Source organism: Mycobacteriales bacterium (assembly GCA_036497565.1).
GTDB lineage: Bacteria > Actinomycetota > Actinomycetes > Mycobacteriales > QHCD01 > DASXJE01.
In genome coordinates this window covers 21,926-41,641 of sequence record DASXJE010000148.1, presented here as the reverse complement: position 1 = coordinate 41,641, position 19,716 = coordinate 21,926, and the positions used below count along the sequence as shown (strand labels likewise).

The 19,716-nt window shown below is 71.6% G+C and carries 19 protein-coding genes and 1 riboswitch; all 19 genes read right to left on the bottom strand.

The window, feature by feature from the left end; translation table 11 throughout:
• A partial coding sequence (locus VGH85_13160) for a class I tRNA ligase family protein (GenBank protein ID HEY2174750.1) occupies window positions 1–1,008 on the bottom strand: 1,008 nt, incomplete at its 3' end.
• 276 nt (window positions 1,009–1,284) lie between these two features.
• On the bottom strand, window positions 1,285–1,899 hold the full coding sequence (locus VGH85_13155; GenBank protein ID HEY2174749.1) for a histidine phosphatase family protein: 615 nt from the start codon (window positions 1,897–1,899) through the stop codon (window positions 1,285–1,287).
• Between the two features lie 17 nt (window positions 1,900–1,916).
• Window positions 1,917–2,309 carry a ribosome silencing factor gene (gene rsfS, locus VGH85_13150; GenBank protein HEY2174748.1) on the bottom strand — a complete coding sequence of 131 codons (393 nt, stop codon included), beginning with the start codon at window positions 2,307–2,309 and terminating at the stop codon, window positions 1,917–1,919.
• Window positions 2,310–2,322: 13 nt separating this feature from the next.
• Window positions 2,323–2,934 carry a nicotinate-nucleotide adenylyltransferase gene (gene nadD, locus VGH85_13145; GenBank protein ID HEY2174747.1) on the bottom strand — a complete coding sequence of 204 codons (612 nt, stop codon included), beginning with the start codon at window positions 2,932–2,934 and terminating at the stop codon, window positions 2,323–2,325.
• Window positions 2,935–3,099: 165 nt separating this feature from the next.
• Entirely contained in the window at window positions 3,100–4,362 is a 1,263-nt protein-coding gene (locus VGH85_13140) for a glutamate-5-semialdehyde dehydrogenase (protein HEY2174746.1), read from the bottom strand.
• Window positions 4,363–4,411: 49 nt separating this feature from the next.
• Entirely contained in the window at window positions 4,412–5,431 is a 1,020-nt protein-coding gene (locus VGH85_13135; protein HEY2174745.1) for an NAD-dependent epimerase/dehydratase family protein, read from the bottom strand.
• A gap of 57 nt (window positions 5,432–5,488) precedes the next feature.
• Window positions 5,489–6,247: a glycosyltransferase family 2 protein gene (locus tag VGH85_13130; protein HEY2174744.1), complete on the bottom strand. Its 759-nt coding sequence runs from the start codon at window positions 6,245–6,247 to the stop codon at window positions 5,489–5,491.
• Window positions 6,244–7,443, bottom strand: a complete 1,200-nt coding sequence (locus VGH85_13125; protein ID HEY2174743.1) for a nucleotide sugar dehydrogenase — start codon at window positions 7,441–7,443, stop codon at window positions 6,244–6,246. Before VGH85_13125 ends, VGH85_13130 begins: the two co-directional genes overlap by 4 nt.
• A 118-nt stretch (window positions 7,444–7,561) precedes the next feature.
• A complete protein-coding gene (proB, locus tag VGH85_13120) occupies window positions 7,562–8,677 on the bottom strand; it encodes a glutamate 5-kinase (GenBank protein HEY2174742.1) in 1,116 nt (371 codons plus the stop codon).
• Window positions 8,674–10,104 (bottom strand): GTPase ObgE, encoded by a 1,431-nt coding sequence (obgE, locus tag VGH85_13115; protein ID HEY2174741.1) that lies wholly within the window; start codon window positions 10,102–10,104, stop codon window positions 8,674–8,676. Before obgE ends, proB begins: the two co-directional genes overlap by 4 nt.
• Before the next feature lie 37 nt (window positions 10,105–10,141).
• Window positions 10,142–10,405 (bottom strand): 50S ribosomal protein L27, encoded by a 264-nt coding sequence (gene rpmA / locus VGH85_13110; GenBank protein HEY2174740.1) that lies wholly within the window; start codon window positions 10,403–10,405, stop codon window positions 10,142–10,144.
• Window positions 10,406–10,413: 8 nt separating this feature from the next.
• Window positions 10,414–10,728, bottom strand: coding sequence for a 50S ribosomal protein L21 (gene rplU / locus VGH85_13105; protein HEY2174739.1), 315 nt, complete (start codon window positions 10,726–10,728; stop codon window positions 10,414–10,416).
• An 83-nt stretch (window positions 10,729–10,811) separates the two neighbouring features.
• Window positions 10,812–11,525, bottom strand: coding sequence for a thiaminase II (tenA, locus tag VGH85_13100; GenBank protein HEY2174738.1), 714 nt, complete (start codon window positions 11,523–11,525; stop codon window positions 10,812–10,814).
• An 11-nt stretch (window positions 11,526–11,536) separates the two neighbouring features.
• Window positions 11,537–12,358: a bifunctional hydroxymethylpyrimidine kinase/phosphomethylpyrimidine kinase gene (thiD, locus tag VGH85_13095; GenBank protein ID HEY2174737.1), complete on the bottom strand. Its 822-nt coding sequence runs from the start codon at window positions 12,356–12,358 to the stop codon at window positions 11,537–11,539.
• A complete protein-coding gene (thiE, locus tag VGH85_13090; GenBank protein HEY2174736.1) occupies window positions 12,355–12,990 on the bottom strand; it encodes a thiamine phosphate synthase in 636 nt (211 codons plus the stop codon). The genes thiD and thiE overlap by 4 nt, the downstream gene beginning before the upstream one ends.
• The gene (gene thiM / locus VGH85_13085; protein ID HEY2174735.1) at window positions 12,987–13,802 is read right to left on the bottom strand and encodes a hydroxyethylthiazole kinase; all 816 of its coding nucleotides are present in this window, start codon (window positions 13,800–13,802) and stop codon (window positions 12,987–12,989) included. The genes thiE and thiM overlap by 4 nt, the downstream gene beginning before the upstream one ends.
• Window positions 13,793–13,888, bottom strand: a riboswitch (TPP riboswitch). (Overlaps the previous gene by 10 nt.)
• A 29-nt stretch (window positions 13,889–13,917) precedes the next feature.
• Window positions 13,918–16,791: an Rne/Rng family ribonuclease gene (locus VGH85_13080; GenBank protein HEY2174734.1), complete on the bottom strand. Its 2,874-nt coding sequence runs from the start codon at window positions 16,789–16,791 to the stop codon at window positions 13,918–13,920.
• 126 nt (window positions 16,792–16,917) lie between these two features.
• Window positions 16,918–17,751 carry a TIGR03936 family radical SAM-associated protein gene (locus tag VGH85_13075; GenBank protein ID HEY2174733.1) on the bottom strand — a complete coding sequence of 278 codons (834 nt, stop codon included), beginning with the start codon at window positions 17,749–17,751 and terminating at the stop codon, window positions 16,918–16,920.
• Complete coding sequence (locus VGH85_13070; GenBank protein HEY2174732.1) at window positions 17,751–19,673, bottom strand: TIGR03960 family B12-binding radical SAM protein; 1,923 nt, start codon at window positions 19,671–19,673, stop codon at window positions 17,751–17,753. The genes VGH85_13075 and VGH85_13070 overlap by 1 nt, the downstream gene beginning before the upstream one ends.
• Between the last annotated feature and the right edge of the window lie 43 nt (window positions 19,674–19,716).

Genomic DNA, 19,716 nt, shown 5'->3' with positions numbered 1-19,716 from the left:
GTGCTCCGGCGCCACCACCATGTAGGTGGCGCCGAACACCGTGTCCGGACGGGTGGTGAACACGTCCAGCGGACCTACCGGGGTCGGGAACGCGATGTGCGCACCGCTCGACCGGCCGATCCAGTTGCGCTGCATGGTGCGCACCTTGTCCGGCCAGTCCAGCTGGTCCAGGTCGGCCAGCAATCGGTCGGCGTACGCGGTGATGCGCATCATCCATTGCATCAGCGGCTTGCGGAACACCGGGAAGTTGCCGCGCTCGCTGCGCCCGTCGATGACCTCTTCGTTGGCCACCACCGTGCCCAGCCCGGGCGCCCAGTTGACCATCGCCTCGGCGCGGTAGGCCAGCCGGTGGTTGTCGACGACGCGCCGCTTCTCGACGTCGGACAGCTCGGCCCAGGGCCGGCCGGTCTCGTTCGTGCCCTCAGCCGGCTCGCGGCTGCCGGCGTCTAGTTCCTCGATCAGCTCGGCGATCGGCCGGGCCTTGTCGGCGTGGGTGTCGTACCAGGAGTTGAAGATCTGCAGGAAGATCCACTGCGTCCACCGGTAGAACTCCGGGTCGGTGGTGTTGACCCGGCGCCGCTCGTCGTGGCCCAGGCCCAGCCGGCGTAGCTGGCGCAGGGCGATGTCGATGTTCGCGTACGTTGACACCCGCGGGTGCTGGCCGGTCTCGACCGCACGCTGTTCGGCGGGCAGCCCGAACGCGTCGAAACCCATGGTGTGCAGCACGTTGTGCCCGGTCATGCGGGCGTAGCGCGCGTAGACGTCGGTGCCGATGTACCCCAACGGGTGCCCGACGTGCAGACCCGCCCCGGACGGGTAGGGGAACATGTCCATCACGTACAGCTTGGGCCGGTCGGCCACCCGGTCGAAGCCCTTCGACCTCGGCCCGACCGGGTCGGGCGCGGCGAAGGTCTCCTCCCGCGCCCATCTGTCCTGCCACGCCGTCTCGATCCGGTCCGCCATCGCGGCGGTGTACCGGTACGGCGGCACCTGCGGGGTGCTGGTCATGGTGTGGGCTCCTCGTCGGGGTGCTTCGGGGGCAGAAATGCCACGAAAAAAGCCCCTGCTGTCGCAAGGGCTCGCCGCACTGCCGGAATATCGCCGGTCAGCGCGGCCCGATAAGGAGCAGGCGAATTACTGTGATCACCCGCTCATAGTATCGCTAGTCCTCCCATACATCGACTCTGGGCAGCCCGCGGTCGTCGCGGGCCCGGTCGACCAGCCGCTGGATCAGGGCGGTCTTGGCCCAGGTGTAGGCGTCGACTGCTGCAACTCCCGGTGTGGCTATCTGTCGTCGCTCAGCACCGGCTCGGGCAGCGTGCCGGCGTTGTGCTCGAGCAGGCGCCAGCCGGTCAGCCGCCATCCCGCCGGCGCCTCCCCGGCGACCGACCACGCACAGTTGGCCAGCGGGCCGAGCCGGTCCCAGGTCGCCGGGTCGAGGCCCAGCATCGCCGCCATCCCGGCGCGGATCGCGCCGCCGTGGCTCGCCACCACGAGGGTAGCCCCGGCGGGCAGGCCCACGATGGCCTCCTGCACCGCAGCGACCACCCGCGCGGCGACGTCGACCTCGGCCTCGCCCTGCGGCGGGTCCCAGCGGGCCCACTCCTCGGGGTAACGCTGCCGGATCTCGGTGCCGGTGAGGCCCTCCCACAGGCCGCCCGAACGCTCCCGCAGCCGCGGGTCGGTGGCCACCGGCAGCCCGGTCAGTTTCGCCAGCTCCGCCGCGGTCTCGGTGGCCCGGCTCAGGTCGGAGCAGATGATCGCGTCGGGCCGCAGCCCGGCCAGGAGCTTGGCCGCGCGCACCGCCTGCTCGCGGCCGACCTCGTCGAGTGCGATGTCGGTGCTGCCCTGGAAGCGGTGTTCGACATTCCATCGGGTCTGTCCGTGTCGCCACAGCACGACCCGACGGTCGCCGGTCAGGAGCGGTCTCCGTCGCCGATCCCGCTGGCCACGTTCTCCGGCAGCGGGAGGACGGGGCAGTCCTTCCATAGCCGCTCGAGGGCGTAGTAGGTCCGCTCCTCGGCGTGCTGCACGTGGACGACGATGTCGACGTAGTCCAGGAGCACCCACCGCCCGTCGCGTTCGCCCTCGCGGCGGACCGGTTTCGCCCCGGCCTGCCGCAGCCGCTCCTCGATCTCGTCGACGATCGCGGACACCTGCCGCTCGTTAGGCGCGGAGGCGATGAGGAAGACGTCGGTGATCACGAGCCGGTCGCTCACATCCAGAGCGATGATGTCGTGGGCAAGTTTCTCGGCGGCGGCCCGGGCCGCCACATCGGCGAGATCGCGGGCGCGGTCAGATGCGGTCACGCAGTCAAGCCTCTCACGCGCGGTAGAGCCGACGCTTCTCGATGTACTGCACGACCCCGTCGGGCACGAGGTACCAGACCGGGCGGCCGGCGGCGACCCGGGCCCGGCAGGCGCTGGAGGAGATGGCCATGGCCGGCACCTCCAGCAGGCTGACGCTGTCCGGCGGCACGTGGGCGTCGGTGAGCGAATAGCCCGGCCGGGTGACCCCGACGAAGTGGGCGAGCCCGAAGAGTTCGTCCACGTCCTTCCAGGACAGGATCGCGTCGAGCGCGTCCGCCCCGGTGATGAAGAACCGCTCGCTGTCGGGGCGCTCGGCGGCGACGTCGCGCAGCGTATCGATGGTGTACGTCGGACCGCCGCGGTCGATGTCGACCCGACTGACCGAAAAGCGTGGATTTGACGCGGTCGCGATGACCGTCATCAGGTAGCGGTCCTCGGCCGGGCTGACCGTCACGCCCTCCTTCTGCCACGGCTGGCCGGTCGGGACGAACAGCACCTCGTCGAGCGCGTAGAGGTCGGCGACCTCGCTGGCCGCGACGAGGTGGCCGTGGTGGATCGGGTCGAAGGTGCCGCCCATGATGCCCAATCGCGGCTTTCCCGCGTCCTGGGCGCTTCGTCCGGTCATCACACCGATGCTAGTGGGGCGGGTCTCGCAGTACCCCCATGGCCGCGAGACCCCGCCGCCTGCCCGGCGCTCCCCCGACTCGCCGCGTGCAGTGAAGACACGACGCAGGCGTGCGGTTATGACGCGGTTTTCGCAATGTTTTTTCGATCCGACCTCGGCGGGCCGTCAGCGCACCTGACCGTCGCCGGTGACGACGTAGGTCGTGCTGGTCAGTTCCGGCAGGCCCATCGGCCCGCGAGCGTGCAATTTCTGGGTCGAGATGCCGATCTCGCCGCCGAAGCCGAACTCGGCGCCGTCGGTGAACCGGGTCGAGGCGTTGACCATGACCGCGGCGCTGTCCAGGTGCGCCACGAACCGCCGGATCGCCGGCTGCGAGTCGCTGACGATCGCCTCGGTGTGCCCGCTCCCCCATCGCCGGATGTGGGCCACGGCGTCGTCGAGCGTGTCGACGACCCGGACCGCCAGGTCGAGGGAGAGGTATTCGACCGCCCAGTCCTCGTCGGTGGCCGGGACCGCGCGCGGGTCCTGCCCGCAGACGGTCTCGTCGCCGTGCACGGTGACCCGGGCGTCATGCAGGGCGGGCAGGATCCGGGGGAGGAATGCTTCGGCGGCGTCGCGGTGCACAAGCAGGGTCTCGGCCGCGTTGCAGACACTGGGCCGGGAGACCTTGGCGTTCACCGTGATGGCCAGCGCCATGTCGAGGTCGGCGGCCGCGTCGACGTAGACGTGGCAGTTGCCGATCCCGGTCTCGATCACCGGGACCACCGCCGTGTCGACGACGTGGCGGATCAGGCCCGCGCCGCCGCGCGGGATCACGACGTCAACCAGGCCGCGCGCCTTGAGCAACGCGGTGACCGAGGCGCGGTCGGTGCCGGGCACGAGCGTGACTGCGTCGGCCGGCAGCCCTGCCTTCTCCCCGGCGGCGGCGAGCACGTCGACAAGTGCCGCGTTCGAGCGGTACGCCGACCCCGAACCGCGCAGCAGCACGGCGTTGCCGCTCTTCAGGCAGAGCCCGGCCGCGTCCACGGTGACGTTGGGACGGGCCTCGTAGACGATCGCGACGACGCCGAGCGGGACCCGCCGCTGCTCGACACTGAGGCCGTTCGGGAGGGCGAACCCGCGGATCACCTCGCCGACCGGATCGGGCAGCGCGGCCATGTCCCGCAGTCCCTGCGCCATCGTCTCGATGCGCTCGGCGGTCAGGGTGAGACGGTCGAGCAGCGACTCGGCGAGGCCGTCGGCCCGGCCGGCGTCGACGTCGGCGCGGTTGGCTGCCAGCACGTCGGCGGTGTGCTCGACCAGGGCGTCGGCCATCGCGCCCAGGGCGCCGTCCTTGACCGCGCGGGTCAGCGGCGCCAACTGCGCGGCGGCCTCCCGGGCACGACGCGCCGCGGCGTGCACCTGATCGGCGACCTGCGCGTCGTCCATCGCCGCAACCCCCTTCCGTGCCCTTAAGCCTAGGCCGCCCGAACGGCGCTCAGATCCGGCCCTCGGCCACGGCCTGGGTGATCCACGGGATGACCTCGTCGAGCATCTGGTCGAGGGTGGTGGTGCACTCGAAGTCGAGCACCCGCTTGGCCTTCGCCACCGACGGCACCCGCTTCTGCACGTCGTACTCGTACGCCGGGTCGTGGGCGATGGTCAGCGGCGCGTCGCCCTTCACCTTGCGCCAGATCGTCTCGGCCAACGCCTGCACGGACGTGGACTCGGCGGTGGAGATGTTGAAGTCGTCGTTGTCCGCGGCGGGTGACTCCATGCAGGTGACGATCCCGCGGGCGAGGTCGCCGCCGTACGTGTAGTGCCGGATCTGGTTGCCGTCGCCGAGGATGTGCAGCGGATCCTGACCTTTGACGATCTTCTGCACCAGGTCCGGGACGACGTGGCTCATCGCCAGCTTGACGTTGCCCGACGCGACCTCCACGTCGCCGAGCGCGCGTCCTTCGCCGGTCCCGACACAGTTGAACGGCCGCACGATCGTGTAGGGCAGTTGGTACTGGTCCCACGCGGCCCGGGCGAAGTACTCCACGGCCAGCTTCTGGAACCCGTACGACGAGAGCGGCGGCGCGATCCGGCGTTCGTCGCCCTCCGCCGACGGCCAGTGGTCGGTCGACTCGTAGACCATCGAGCTGGACAGGTAGGTGACCTTCGCCAGCCGGCCGTCGCGGTGCGCGGCGATCGCCGCGTCGCACTGCGCCGCCATGATCCGTTCGTTGGTGGCCAGCAGGTCGTAGGCGTAGGCGTGGAAGTAGGAGATCCCGCCGATCATTGCCGCACCGGCGATGAAGTGGTCGCAGTCGGAGAGGAGCCGGGTCATCAGCTCGGTGTCGCGCGCGTCGCCCTCGACCAGTTGGTAGCTCGGGTGGTCGTCGTAGGACTTGGCGACCCGCCCGTACTTGGAGAAGTTGTCGACGCCGACGACGGTGTGCCCGCGCCGCAGCAGTTCCTCGACGACGTATCCGCCGATGAAGCCGGACGAACCGCTGACCAATACCTTCACAGTGCCAACTCCTGGGAATCCATGGACGTGTGCGACGCGTCGGAACCGATTCTGCGGCTAGGCATCTCGGGAATCCGGGGCCGCCTTGTTGATCTCTTCGACGGTGCGGGTCGGGCCGAAGGCGTAGCGGTACCAGTGGAGGTAGCGCGGAATCCACCGGGTGAGGTCGAAGTGCGAGTCACCGACCTGACGATCGAGCCAGATGGTGGGGATCTCGGCGATCGGACGGCCGAGTCGCTTCGCCTTCGCGGTGAGCTCGAGTCCGATCTCGAACCCGTGCCTGCTGTCGATGCCGACGTCGCGCACGAACTGCGTGTTGTAGGCCTTGTAGGAGTTGGTTGCGTCGCGGGTGCCGACCCGGGCGAGGGTGTGCAGCGACAGCCCGGCGGTGCGGGAGAGCAGCGACTTGAGGAGCGGGCCACCGACCTGCTGACCGCCGGGCATGTAGCGGGAGGCGGCGGCGATGACGACGCCGCGTTCGACGAGTCGGACGAGTTCGTCGATCTGGCGGGGATCGTCGCTACCGTCCGCCATCGTCACGACGGCGGTCGGTGCCAGGGAGACGTCGATGCCGTAGCGGATAGCGTTCGCCGGTCCTGGTCCGTAGCTGTTGACCACACAGCGCAGCCGTGGCTCGTCCTCGGCGTAGTGCCCGACGACCGGGATGGTGATGTCCTGGTCGGTGTCCACGACGATCAACACCTCACAGTCGAGGGTGACCGATTCGAAGAGCCGGTCGAGGAAGGGCACGATGGCCGGCCCCTCCTGGTACGCGGGTACGACGACGGACACCCGAGGCCGGTTCGACGTACTCACACCTGCGTCCCGTGACCGAGCAGGTTCCAGATGTCGATGACGGGTTTGTGGGTGGACAGGTCGGCGTAGTCGGGGTGGGGGGTCGCGATGATGAGGAGATCGGCGTCGGCGAGGACCTGCTCGAGCGGGATCAGGGTGGGGTCGGTCTTCACGTAGGGGTCGGTGGTGAGCACCCGGGCGGCCTTGAACGCCAAAACCCGTTTGAGCTTGTAGGAGAGGCTGGAGCGGGTGTCGTCCGACCGCGCCTTGAAGGCCATCCCGAGGATCCCGACGGTCATCCGGGCCAGGTCGTGGCGTTCGGCGAGCCGGCTGACCAGGTAGAGCGGGAGGCCCTCGTTGACCAGCATCGCGGCATGCCCGAGACCGAAGTTGTTGTCGCTGAATGCCGCCAGTTGCATGGTGTCCTTGAACAGGCAGGGCCCGGCGGCGAACCCTGGGCCGGGCATGTCCGCGGCGCGGGGGTAGTCGGTCATCAGCCCGGTGCGGATCCGGTCGAAGTCCAGGCCCCGGTCGTTCGCCATCATGAACAGCTGGTTGGCGGTGGCGAACTTGATGTAGCGCCAGGTGTTGGTGAACAGCTTCGCGAGCTCGGCCTCCTCCGGCTCCAACTGCACCAGCGTCGAGGTGAGCCGGGAGAACAGGGCGCTGGCCCGCTCCCGCGCCGAGTCCGACCGGGCCGAGATGATCTGCGGCAGGCTCACCAGCTCGGTCATCGCCTGATGCTCGGCGATCCGCTCCGGGCAGAACGCCACCTCGATGTCGCGGCCCCACTGCGCGACCATCGACTCCACCAGAGCGGTCACGCCCGGGTAGACGGTCGACCGCAGGATGATCAACTGACCGTCCCGCAGGTACTCCGCACAGGCCGCCAGCGCCACCGGGATCGCCTGCGGATCCGGGTTGAGATGCTCGTCCACCGGCGTGCCGATCACCACGACGACGTGCTCGGCGTCGCCGACCGCACCCGGATCGGTGGTGGCCACCAACGACCCCGCCGCCCGCACCCGAGCCAGGATCTCGGCCGCGCCCGGCTCGTCGAACGGCATCACCGCATCGTTGACCAGCTTGACCGCCTCGTCGCTGACGTCGTAGATCGTCACCGACGCGCCCCGGTCGGCCAACGCGATCGCCAACGGCAGGCCGACCCGACCGGCGCCACCGATCACCACGACATCCCGCTCGAAACCGCCCACCATGGATCGAATCCCCTACTCGGTTGTGTGGTCCGCGCAGCTCATCCAGGGCGCCGACACTGTCCGTATCTGCCTCAGGGTCGCACACGGCCGGACCGCGACGGCGCCCGTCAGAGCCCGGTCAGAGTAGGACGAGGTCATCGCGGTGCACCACCTCGCGTCGGTGTTCGGCGTCGAGTTCGCGGGTGGAACGACCGAGCATCGCCGGCAACTCCCCCGCGTCGTAGCCGACAAGTCCGCGAGCCACGGCCGTGTCGTCCGGCCCGAGCAATTCGACCGGCTCACCAGCGGTGAAGTCCCCGCGGACGGCGGTGACCCCGGCCGGCAACAGCGAGGCGCGTCGGCGTACGACGGCCGCGACGGCTCCGGCGTCGAGCACCAGAGCCCCCCGCGCGGTGGTGGCGTGCCGCAGCCAGAACAGCCGGGAGGTCGCCCGGCGCCCGGTCGGCGCGAAGACGGTGCCGACCTCCTCGCCGGCCAGGGCCGGCGCCACGTCTTCGGCCGAGGCGAGCAGCACGGTGATTCCCTCGCCGCCGGCCATCCGTGCGGCGTCGAGCTTGCTGGCCATCCCGCCGGTGCCGACGCCACCGGCGCCGGTCCGCCGAGCGCGTACGTCGGCGAGTTCGGCCTCGCTGCGGACCACGGGGATCCGGCGGGCGTCGGGTTTGCGCGGATCGTTGGTGTAGAGCGCGTCGACGTCGGAAAGCAGGACGAGCGCCTGCGCCGTGACGAGATGGGAGACGAGCGAGGCCAGCCGGTCGTTGTCGCCGAACCGGATCTCGTCGGTGGCCACGGCGTCGTTCTCGTTGATGATCGGCACGACGCCGAGCCCGAGCAGGCGGTCGAGGGTGCGCAGGGCATTGCGGTAGTGGGCCCGGCGGACCAGATCGTCGACCGTCAGGAGGACCTGGCCGACCGTCAGGCCGTGCCGGGCGAAGGACGCGGCGTAGCGCTCGACCAGGATCATCTGGCCGACGCTCGCGGCGGCCTGCTGGGTCGCGAGGTCGCGGGGGCGGCGCGGCAGCCCGAGCGGCGCCAGCCCGGCGGCGATCGCCCCCGAGGACACCAGCACCACCTGGTGCCCGGCGCGGCGGCGGGCCGCAACGGCGTCGACGAGCCGGTCGAGGCGGGCCGGATCGAGGCCGCCTTCGACCGTGGTCAGCGAGGACGACCCGATCTTGAGCACGACCCGGGAGGCGTCGCGGACGGTTCGCCTGCCGGCGGCGTCGGCGCTCACGGCTGGTCGGGGCGACGGCGGGCCCGCTTGGCGGCCAGCCGCTCGTCGGCCCGGGTCCGGGTCGACCGATCCAGCCGGGAATCCTCCCCACGCGGCCCCGGCGCGAGCTCCTCGTCGGCACCGCTGCTGGGCTCCCAGTCGAAGGTGACGTCGTCGATGCGTACGGCGTCCCCGGGGTGGGCGCCGGCCTCGGCCAGCGCCGTCTCGACCCCCAGCCGGGCGAGCCGGTCGGCGAGGTAGCCGACCGCCTCGTCGTTGGAGAAGTCGGTCTGCTGCACCCAGCGCCGGGGCTTGTCGCCGGTGACCAGGAAGCCGTCGGGGATCTCCGGGTCGGCCACGACGGTGAAGCCGATCTCGTCGACGGCGGCCGGGCGGAGCACGATCCGGGTCGGTTCCTCCGACCGGGTCGCCGAGCGGTGCTCGTTGACCCGCTCGGCCATCGCGTAACGCAGCGCCGGCAGCCCCTCGTGCGTCGCGGCGCTGATCAGGAACACCGGCAGGCCACGCGCCTCGAGCTCGCTCCGGGCGAGCTCGGCCAGGTCCCGCGCCTCGGGCACGTCGACCTTGTTCAACGCCACGATGCGTGGCCGGTCGGCCAGATCGCCGGACAGGTCGCCGACGTACTGCGCGAGCTCGTGTTCCACGGCGTCGACGTCCGACACCGGGTCGCGGCCGGACTCCGGGCTCGCGCAGTCGACGACGTGCACGAGTACGGCGCAGCGCTCGACGTGCCGCAGGAACTCCAGCCCGAGGCCGCGCCCCGTCGCCGCACCGGGGATCAGCCCGGGGACGTCGGCGGCGGTGAAGATCGTGTCCCCCGCGGTCACGACGCCGAGGTTGGGCACCAGCGTGGTGAAGGGGTAGTCGGCGATCTTGGGCCGGGCGGCGGACAACGCGGCGACCAACGAGGACTTCCCGGCGCTGGGGAAGCCGATCAGGCCGACGTCGGCGACGCTCTTGAGCTCCAGGACCACATCGAGCTGCTCGCCGGCCTCTCCCAGCAGCGCGAAGCCGGGGGCCTTACGCCGGCGGTTGGCCAGGGCCGCGTTGCCGAGGCCGCCCTTGCCGCCGCGGGCCAGGACGTAGCGGGTGCCGGCGCCGACCAGGTCGGCGAGCACCGTGCCGGCGGGGGTGTGCGCGACGGTGCCGTCCGGGACGCGGAGCTCCAGCGAGGAGCCGGCCGCTCCACCGCGGTTGCTGCCCTGCCCGCCGCGCCCGTTGGTCGCCCGCTGGTGCGGATGGTGGTGGAAGTCGAGCAGCGTGTGGACGCCGGAGTCGACGACCAGGACGACGTCGCCGCCGTCGCCGCCGTTACCGCCGTCCGGACCGCCCAGCGGCTTGAACTTCTCGCGGTGCACGGAGGCAGCACCGTGGCCGCCGTTTCCGGCGGACACGTGCAGCACGACGCGGTCGACGAACGAGGTCATTGCTCACCTCATGGACGTCGAGGGATGGTGTGTTGGCTTAGTTGTCGGCGGCGGCCGGGACGATGTTGACCATCTTGCGGCCGCGCTTCAACCCGAACTGGACGGCGCCCGCCGAGAGGGCGAACAGCGTGTCGTCCTTGCCCCGCCCGACCCCGACACCGGGGTGGAAGTGGGTGCCGCGCTGCCGCACGATGATCTCGCCGGCGTTGACTTCCTGCCCGCCGAAGCGCTTGACGCCGAGCCGCTGCGCGGAGGAGTCGCGACCGTTACGGGAGGACGAAGCGCCCTTCTTGTGTGCCATGTCGCGGCCTACTTTCCGCTCTCGATGCCGGTGACCTTGACGCGGGTGAGCGCCTGGCGGTGCCCCTGCCGCTTGTGGTAGCCGGTCTTGCTCTTGAACTTGTGGATCTTGATCTTCGGGCCCTTGGTGTGGCCGACGACCTCGGCGGTCACGGTGGCCGCTGCCAGCGCGTCGGCGTCGGCGGTGACGGTGCCACCATCGACCAGCAGCAGCGCGGGCAGCGTGACGCTGCTGCCCGGCTCGCCGTCGAGGGTGTTGACCTCCACCTCGTCGCCGACCGCGACGCGGTACTGCCGTCCGCCGGTCTTCACGATCGCGTACACCGCGGGACCTACTTCCTTGCTCGTCGAGGTGCGTGCCCTGCGTGCGGCACGTGCAGAAGGGGCGCGTCGAGCGCACCGACGGTCTAGGTTACCGGATCGTCGCCCGACATCCCATTCCGGGCGTCCTCAGGCGTCCGCCACCGCCGGGTGGGCCAGGTCTCGAGGCGCCAGGCCGAGTCCCAGAATAGCCATTCGTACTCGCACCCGCGGGTGAAGGCCGCGCCCATCCGGCGCTCGAGCTCCCGGTCCGCCCCGGCGGCCAGCCGGTCGGCGACCTCGCGGGCCCGCCGTACCGACTCGGCGAAGTCCTCGTGCGCGTAGGTGGCGATCCAGCGGGCGTACGGGTGGCCGGACAGATCACCCGCCTTGTCGCGGATCGTCCTACCGACGTGCTCGTAGACCCAGAAGCAGGGCAGCAGGGCCGCGACGAGCACCTGGTGCGGCTCGGTGAGGGCGACCGAGTGCAGGTACGACGTGTAGGCCTCGCAGGCCGGTGAGGTCTCGATACCGGCTGTCTCCGCCGCGGACACGCCGAACCCGGCGAGGTACTCCCCGTGCAGGCTCCGCTCCACGGCGAGCGCGGTCTGGGCGCTGCCGGCGAAGAAGGCCGCGTCGACGGGGTTCGGCAGCCGGGCGGCGGCCGCCGCGAGCGCCTTCGCGAAGCCGACCAGGTAGCGGGAGTCCTGCACGAGGTAGAAGGCGAACCGGTCTTGGTCCAGCGTGCCGGCGGCGAGCGCGACGTTGAAGGGGTGCTCCAGGATCGCCTGCTGCAGGTCGGCGGTACGCGACCAGGCCATGGCGCAGAAACTCATTGGCGCGCCCAGAGCTCGTGGAAGTGGTGCACCGGCCCGTGGCCGCGCCCGACGTCGAGCCGGTCGGCGGCGCGCAGCGCGCCGGTGAGGTAGCGCTTGGCGTCGGTGATGGCACTCCCCCACCCGGGTCGCTGGGGGCGCAGCGCCGCGATGGCCGAGGAAAGCGTGCACCCGGTGCCGTGCGTGTTGCGGGTGGGGATCCGCGGGCCGGTGAAACGCCGGATCTCGCCGTCCTCGTAGAACAGGTCGACGCTGGCCGCGCCGTAGAGGTGACCGCCCTTGAGCAGCACCCGGCGGGCACCGAGCTTGACCAGGCGGGCGACGTGGTCGGCCATCACGGCCTCGTCGCTGGCCGGGTCGGTGACCTCGTCCTCGCTGAGCAGGTCGGCGGCCTCGGGCAGGTTGGGCGTGACCAGGTCGGCGCGCGGCAGCAACTCGTCGCGGAGCACGGCGACCGCGTCGGCGGGGAGTAGTCGGTCGCCGCTCTTGGCGACCATCACCGGATCGAGCACGACGTACGGGGGGTGGTGCCGGTCGAGCGCGGCGACGACGGCGCCGACGACGTCGGCGCTGCCCAGCATGCCGATCTTCACGGCGTCGACCCGCACGTCGGCGAACAGCGAGTCCAGCTGCGCCGTCACGAACTCCGCCGGCGGCTGGTGCACGGCGTCGACGCCGACGGTGTTCTGCGCGACCAGGGCGGTGACCACGGCCATCCCGTAGCCGCCGACCGCCGAGAAGGTCTTCAGGTCGGCCTGCACCCCGGCCCCGCCACTGGGGTCGGTACCCGCGATCGAGAGCACGTTCGGGATCCTCATGCGGCGACCTCCCGGCGTAGTGACCTGGCCATCTGTTCGGGGTCGGGCGCAGTGCACAGTGCCGAGACCACACACACCCCGGCGACCCCGGTGTCCGACACCGTACGGGCGTTGTCGATGCCGACGCCCCCGATGGCGACGCACGGCAGGGTCGATTTCTCGCACAACTGGCGCAACGCGGTGAGCCCGAGCGCGGGGCCGGCGTCGGGTTTCGTGCCGGTCGCGAAGACCGGGCCGACGCCGAGGTAGTCGATGGTCCCGGCGGGCATCGCCACCGCCGCCTCGAGCTGCTCCGCGGTCGACACCGACCAGCCGATCACCAGCTGGGGACCGGCGATCCGCCGGGCCTCCTCGACGGGAAGGTCGGCCTGTCCGAGGTGGACACCGTCGGCCCCGGCCGCCAGTGCGACGTCGAGCCGGTCGTTGACGAGGAGTGGAACCCCCGTGCCATCGAGCTCGGCGGCCAGCGTCCTGGTCTGGTCGTAGAGCGCCCGGGTCGTGGCCCGCGGGTCGCGCAGCTGGACAGCGGTCACCCCACCGGCGACCGCGGCACGCACGGTGGCCGGCACGCCACGGTGTCCGCACTGGCCGGTGTCGGTGGCGAGATAGAGGGCGAGGTCGAGCCGGGTCACGACACGCCCCTGCGGGCGGCGAGGTCGTCGGGGTCGACGAGGTGGAGCTGGTCGAGCAGTGCGGTGGCGAACGAACCGGGTCCGGCTGCGCGCTCCGCGGCCGCCTCACCCGCGGCGGCGAGCACGGTCGACGCGGCGACGCTCGCCGACACGGGGTCCGGGTCGACGGCAAGGAAGGCGGCCAGCAGCGCGCCGAGCGCGCAGCCCACCCCGGTGACCCGGGTCATCAGCGGGTGCCCGCCGGTCACGGCGATCACGCGGTCGCCGTCGGTCACGTAGTCGACCACGCCACTCACCGCCACCACGCACCGGCGCGCGGCGGCGAGAGACCGGGCGGCATCGAGCGCCTCCCCGGAGTCGGCCCGCGAGTCGACGCCCCTGCCGGCCACCCCACCTGCTCCGGCGAGGCTCATGATCTCCGACGCATTGCCCCGCACCACGGTGGGCCGACGGTCGAGCAGCTCGACCGCGAAGCCGGTGCGGAATCGCAGCCCGCCGACGGCGACCGGGTCGAGGACCCACGGCGTACCGGCCGTCGTGGCGCCGTCGACCGCGGCCCGGATGCCGGCGACCTGGGCCGCCGACAAGGTCCCGAGATTGACCAGTAGCGCGTCGGCGACGGCGGCGAACTCGCCGGCCTCCTCGACCGCCTCCACCATTGCCGGCGAGGCCCCGACCGCGAGCAGCGTGTTGGCGGTGAAGCCGGTCACCACCGTGTTGGTGATGCACTGGGTGAGCGGATTCTGCAGGCGTACGGCGGCCAGGTCGGCGGCCACCAGGGAACCGGGCAGCACGGTCGCAGCATCGGCCACGGTGACGTCCCTCCGCTAGCGCGAACTAGAGCAGGTTCGACGGGTCTGTTCTCAGCCCTGGGGACAGGGCACCCCGCGTCAGCACGTGGACTCTACTGAACAGACCCGCCTGCAGTCAGCCCGCCTCGACGGGAGCCGGCGGTCCGGCGGGTCGGCTCGCGGCCCGCCGGCGCCCCCGGCGTCGGGAACCCGCCGTCGGCTCGAGATCGACCGGCTCGGAGACGGCCGGGCTCACCGGCTCGTCGTCGTCGCCGGCCGGGTCGGGCATGTCGTCGGGGTCGTCGTCGGCCGACTGCGCCGGCTCGCGCAGGGCGGACGCCAACTGCGGGTCGACGTCGACCCTGCCGTTGGGCGACGTGTCGACGGGTCGGGCCGCCTCGACGGCCGGCAAATCGAGCTGCGGGGTGTCGGTCGCCTCCGAGCCGGCAGACGCCGGGCTGTCGGCGGCAGCGCTGTCCGACGCCGAGCTGTCCGACGCCGCGCTCTCGGACGCCGGCCGGTCGGAGCCGCCGTCCGCCTCGTCCCGGCCGCCGGACCCGGATTTCGCCGTGTCCCGGCCGCCACCGCCGGAACTCTTGCCCTTGGCGGAGGCGATGCGCTTGGTCGCGGTCTCGGACTTGCTCCGGCCGTTCTGACCCTTCTCGTCGACCGGCTCGCTGTGCACGATGATGCCGCGGCCGCCGCAGTGCTCACAGGGCTCGGAGAACGCCTCCAGCAGACCCTGGCCGACCCGCTTGCGGGTCATCTGCACCAGGCCGAGCGAGGTCACTTCCGACACCTGGTGCCGCGTGCGGTCGCGTCCGAGACACTCGGTCAACCGGCGCAGGACCAGCTCCCGGTTGCTCTCCAGCACCATGTCGATGAAGTCGATCACGATCATCCCGCCGATGTCGCGCAGGCGGAGCTGCCGGACGATCTCCTCGGCCGCCTCGAGGTTGTTGCGCGTGACGGTCTCCTCGAGGTTTCCGCCCTTGCCGGTGAACTTGCCGGTGTTCACGTCGATCACCGTCATCGCCTCGGTGCGGTCGATGACCAGCGAACCGCCCGAGGGCAGCCACACCTTGCGGTCGAGAGCCTTGGCGAGCTGCTCGTGGACCCGGGTGTCCTCGAAGATGTCGGAGTCGCCCTCATAGCGCTTCAGCCTCGGCCGCAGCTCGGGAGCGACGTGGTCGACGTACTGCTCGAGCGTGTCCCACGCCTCGTCCCCGGACACGATCAGGCTGGCGAAGTCCTCGTTGAACACGTCGCGGACCACGCGGATCGCGAGGTCGGGCTCCTCGTGCAGCAGCACCGGAGCCGACCCCTTCTGCTTCTCCGCCTTGCTCTCGATGACCTCCCACTGCGCCTGCAGCCGGGCGACGTCGCGGGTGAGTTCGTCCTCGCTCGCGCCTTCGGCGGCGGTCCGGATGATCACCCCGGCGTCGTCCGGGACGACCTTGCGAAGGATGGTCTTCAGCCGCGCCCGCTCGTTCTCGGGGAGCTTGCGGCTGATCCCGGTCATCGAGCCGTTAGGAACGTAGACCAGGTAGCGGCCCGGGAGGCTGATCTGGCTGGTGAGCCGGGCGCCCTTGTGGCCGATCGGGTCCTTGCTGACCTGCACCAGGACGGTGTCGCCGGACTTCAGCGCGTGCTCGATCGAGCGGGCCCGGCCTTCCAGGCCGGCGACGTCCCAGTTGACCTCGCCGGCGTAGAGCACCGCGTTGCGGCCCTTGCCGATGTCGATGAACGCCGCCTCCATGCTCGGCAGCACGTTCTGCACCCGACCGAGGTAGACGTTGCCGGCGTAGGACGAACTCTTCGCGGTCGTGACGTAGTGCTCGACCAGTACGCCGTCCTCGAGGACACCGATCTGGGTCCGGTCGCCGCGCTGCCGCACGACCATCGAGCGGTCGACGGATTCGCGGCGGGCGAGGAACTCGGCCTCGGAGAGGATCGGGGCCCGGCGGCGGCCCTGGTCGCGACCGTCGCGACGACGCTGGCGCTTGGCCTCGAGCCGGGTCGAGCCGCGGATGGCCTTGACCTCGTCGTCGCCGTCGGAACGGCTCTCGGAGCGTCCCTCGGACCGGCTGCGGGTCGGCTGGTCGTCGGAGGCTGCCTCGCCGTCGCCGCCTCCCGAACGCCGGCGCCGACGCCGGCGGCGCCGGCTGGTCCCGCCCGCGCCATCCTCGTCGGCGTCGCCGGCCGGGGCGTCATCGGTCCGGGAGCCCTGGTTCGCCGTGTCGTCGCCCGTGGCGGAGTCGGCCTCGGCGGCGGACGTCTTCTTCGTCGCCTTGCGGGACCGGGTGGCCTTCCGCGGCGCGGTGTCGTCGGACGTCGAGTCGTCCGCAGCGGCCGGGGCGTCACCCGACCCGGTGGCCTCATCGGTGTGCGCGCGTCCTCGCCCACGCCGTCCGCGGCGGCGGCGCCGGGTACCGTCCTCGGCCTCGTCGCCGTCCGCACGGGCCGGCTCGGGCTCGGCCGGCGGGGTCGCGGCCTTCGCGGCCTTGGACGCCTTCGCCGGGCGACTGCGGGCGGCCGGCTCATTGTCGTCGGTCGCCGCGGGCGCGGCCGTCTCGGCCGGGGGCGCCATGAAGGTCATCGAGGTCGCCGCGCGGCCGCGGGTGGCCTTGGTGGGAGCGGCGGCGTCTGCCGCCGGCCGGTCGGTGCCCGCGTCGGCGGTGGGCGCCGCCGGCGAGGTGCCGGAGCTGTCGTCGGCCTGGGCGGCGGCATCGGCGGCCGCCGCCTTCGTGGCCTTCGACGCCTTGGTGGCTTTAGTCGCCTTGGTGGCTTTAGTAGCCTTCGTCGCTTTGGTGGCCTTGGCTGCCTTCGTGGCCTTCGTTGCCTTGGTGGCCTTCGCGGTCGTCGGCTCGGTGGTCGACTTGCTCGCTGCGCTCCGGCGGCGACGGGTGGCCTTCGCGGGCGCGTCCCCCGTGTCCTGCGGTGCTGGATTGTCCGGTGTCTCTGTCGTTGGGGTGGCCGGTGGGCCAGTGGTGGGCTCGGAATCGAGCATCGGCACATCTCCGTTCGGCCCCGGGACGCTCGGCCTGAGCCGACATCCGCACGGGGCGGGTCATCGTGGCCGCCGGTGGCGGACACGCAAGTCTGTCGTCGTCCGCCGGCCAGGCGACTGGATGCGTCAGCCCGCGGATGGTGCGTGCAACGACGGCGCCGGGTCCTCGGACACACCGACCGCAGGCGGGCCACCGGGTGCGGTGGTCGCGCGGTCAGGCGCGAGCGGGTCGGCGAGCCGGCCGCCGTCATCGAGTCGGCCCTGCGCCAGCCGGGTGACCAGAGCGGGCACCGGCGGCGAAAAGTCCGCCACAATCCTTAACGCGGCGAGCACGTCGTTCGGTCGTACGGCCGGTGTCACCAGACGTACGACCATTCTCAGTATCGCACAGTCACCCGATGAGCCTCCTGATGACGCGCTCGGGTCGGGCTCTGCGACGACCGCGGACACCACCGCCGTCCGGGCGTCGACCTCCCGCCGGCCGCTCTTCGTCACCCGGGGTACGGCGACGTGCTCGGTCGCCAGGAAGGCGTCGACCGCCCGCCGCAGCAGCTCGACCGGGACCCCGGGCAGGTCGAGCCGCCAGCAGGTTCCGTCGATCCGCTCGGCGAGCGATCCCGGGCCCGCCGCGACGCACTCGAGCACGTCGATGCCGGCCGGGAGCGCCGCGTCGAGGGCCTCTCCCAGTGCCCGCGAGTCGACCGACCGGACCAGGCCGATCTCGAGGTATTCGGCCTCGCTGGCGGCGCCGGTGGGTGAGGCGCCGACGTAGGAGATCTTGGGGTGCGGGTTGAAGCCGGCCGAGTGCGCGACGGGTGTGCCCGCGCGGCGCAGAGCGCGTTCGAGTGCGCGGGCGACGTCGCGGTGGGAGGTGAACCGCAACCGGCCCCGTTTCGCGTAGCGGATCCGCACCCGCGCCGCGACCGGCGCCGGCGGCGGCCCGTCCGGCGTACGCGCCATCACAGGGGCGTGACGGGGAGCAGCTTGCGGCCGGTCGGGCCGATCTGGATCTCGGTCCCCATCTCGGGGCAGACGCCGCAGTCGTAGCAGGGTGTCCACCGGCAGTCGTCGAGCTCGGTCTCGTCGATCGCGTCCTGCCAGTCCGACCAGAGCCACTCCTTGTCCAAGCCGGCGTCGAGGTGGTCCCAGGGCAGGACTTCCTGCTCGCCCCGCTCGCGCGTCGTGTACCAGGCGAGGTCGAGGCCGTACGCCGGAAGTACGTCGGCGCAGGCGCTCTCCCAGCGTTCGTAGGAGAAATACTCCCGCCAGCCGTCGAACCGGCCGCCGTCCTCCCACACCTTGCGGATCACCGCCCCGATCCGCCGGTCGCCGCGCGAGAGCACGCCCTCCACGATCGACGGGCGGCCGTCGTGGTAGCGGTAGCCGATCTGGCGGCCGAGGCTGCGGTCGGCGTTGATGGCGTCGCGGAGCAGCCGCAGCCGCCGGTCGACGGTCTCCGCGTCGGCCTGCGACGCCCACTGGAACGGCGTGTGCGGCTTGGGCACGAAGCCGCCGATCGACACGGTGCAGCGCACGTCGCGGCCACCGGTCGCCGACCGCCCGGCGCGGATGACCTGGTGGGCCATGTCGGCGATCGCGAGGACGTCGTCGTCCTCCTCGGTCGGCAGGCCGCACATGAAATACAGCTTCACCTGGCGCCAGCCGTGCTCGTAGGCGGTCGTGACGGTGCGGATCAGGTCCTCCGTCGAGACCATCTTGTTGATGACCCGGCGCAGCCGTTCGCTGCCGCCCTCCGGGGCGAAGGTCAGCCCGGACCGGCGGCCGTTGCGGGAGAGTTCGTTGGCGAGGGTGACGTTGAAGGCGTCGACCCTGGTGGACGGCAGCGACAGGCTGGTGTTGGTGCCGTCGTAGCGGTCGGCGAGTCCCTTGGCGACGTCGCCGATCTCGGAGTGGTCGGCGCTGGACAGCGAGAGCAGGCCGACCTCCTCGAAACCGGTGGCCTGCAGGCCCTTCTCGACCATCTCGCCGATCCCGGTGATGCTCCGCTCACGGACCGGGCGGGTGATCATTCCGGCCTGGCAGAACCGGCAGCCGCGTGTGCAGCCCCGGAAGATCTCGACGCTCATCCGCTCGTGCACGCTCTCGGCCAGCGGCACCAGCGGCTGCTTCGGGTAGGGCCAGGCGTCGAGATCCATCGTGGTGCGCTTGTGCACCCGGAACGGCACGCCGGACCGGTTGGGCGCCACCCGCCGGATCCGCCCGTCCGGCAGGTAGTCGACGTCGTAGAACCGCGGCACGTAGACACCGGACACACCGGCGAGGCGGAGCAGCAGGCCGTCCCGACCCTCCGGCCGCCCGTCCGCCTTCCACTGCTTCACCGCGTCGCTGATGTCGAGGACGGCCTGCTCGCCGTCACCGAGCACCGCGGCGTCGATGAAGTCGGCGACCGGTTCGGGGTTGAAGGACGCGTGCCCGCCCGCGATCACCACCGGGTGGTCCGCGCTGCGGTCGGCCGCCTCGATCGGGATGCCGGCCAGGTCCAGCGCGGTGAGCAGGTTGGTGTAGCCGAGCTCGGTGGAGAAGGAGACACCGAGCAGGTCGAACGCACCGACCGGCCGGTGGCCGTCGACGGTGAACTGCGGCAGGTGATGCTCGCGCATCAGTGCCTCGAGATCGGGCCACACGCTGTAGGTGCGCTCGGCGAGCACGTCCGGGCGCTCGTTGAGCAGTTCGTAGAGGATCATGACGCCCTGGTTGGGCAGGCCCACCTCGTAGGCGTCGGGATACATCAGCGCCCACCGGACGTCGACGTCGTCCCAGTCCTTGGTCGTCGCGTTGAGCTCGCCGCCGACGTACTGGATGGGCTTGTGCACCCGCGGCAGCAGCGGTTCGAGACGCGGAAAGACCGACTCGACGCTCATGGACCGAGGGTAACGGTGATGGCCGCCGGAGGTCGTGTCGCAC

Coding starts and splice junctions, on each gene's coding strand:
- nadD (HEY2174747.1), bottom strand. CDS start 2,934: ATGACCGGACGAAGCGCCCAGGACGCGGGAAAGCCGCGATTGGGCATC.
- VGH85_13140 (HEY2174746.1), bottom strand. CDS start 4,362: ATGGACGACGCGCAGGTCGCCGATCAGGTGCACGCCGCGGCGCGTCGT.
- VGH85_13125 (HEY2174743.1), bottom strand. CDS start 7,443: ATGGTGGGCGGTTTCGAGCGGGATGTCGTGGTGATCGGTGGCGCCGGT.
- obgE (HEY2174741.1), bottom strand. CDS start 10,104: ATGACCTCGTTCGTCGACCGCGTCGTGCTGCACGTGTCCGCCGGAAAC.
- rpmA (HEY2174740.1), bottom strand. CDS start 10,405: ATGGCACACAAGAAGGGCGCTTCGTCCTCCCGTAACGGTCGCGACTCC.
- tenA (HEY2174738.1), bottom strand. CDS start 11,525: ATGGCCTGGTCGCGTACCGCCGACCTGCAGCAGGCGATCCTGGAGCAC.
- thiD (HEY2174737.1), bottom strand. CDS start 12,358: ATGAGGATCCCGAACGTGCTCTCGATCGCGGGTACCGACCCCAGTGGC.
- VGH85_13080 (HEY2174734.1), bottom strand. CDS start 16,791: ATGCTCGATTCCGAGCCCACCACTGGCCCACCGGCCACCCCAACGACA.
- VGH85_13075 (HEY2174733.1), bottom strand. CDS start 17,751: ATGGCGCGTACGCCGGACGGGCCGCCGCCGGCGCCGGTCGCGGCGCGG.
- VGH85_13070 (HEY2174732.1), bottom strand. CDS start 19,673: ATGAGCGTCGAGTCGGTCTTTCCGCGTCTCGAACCGCTGCTGCCGCGG.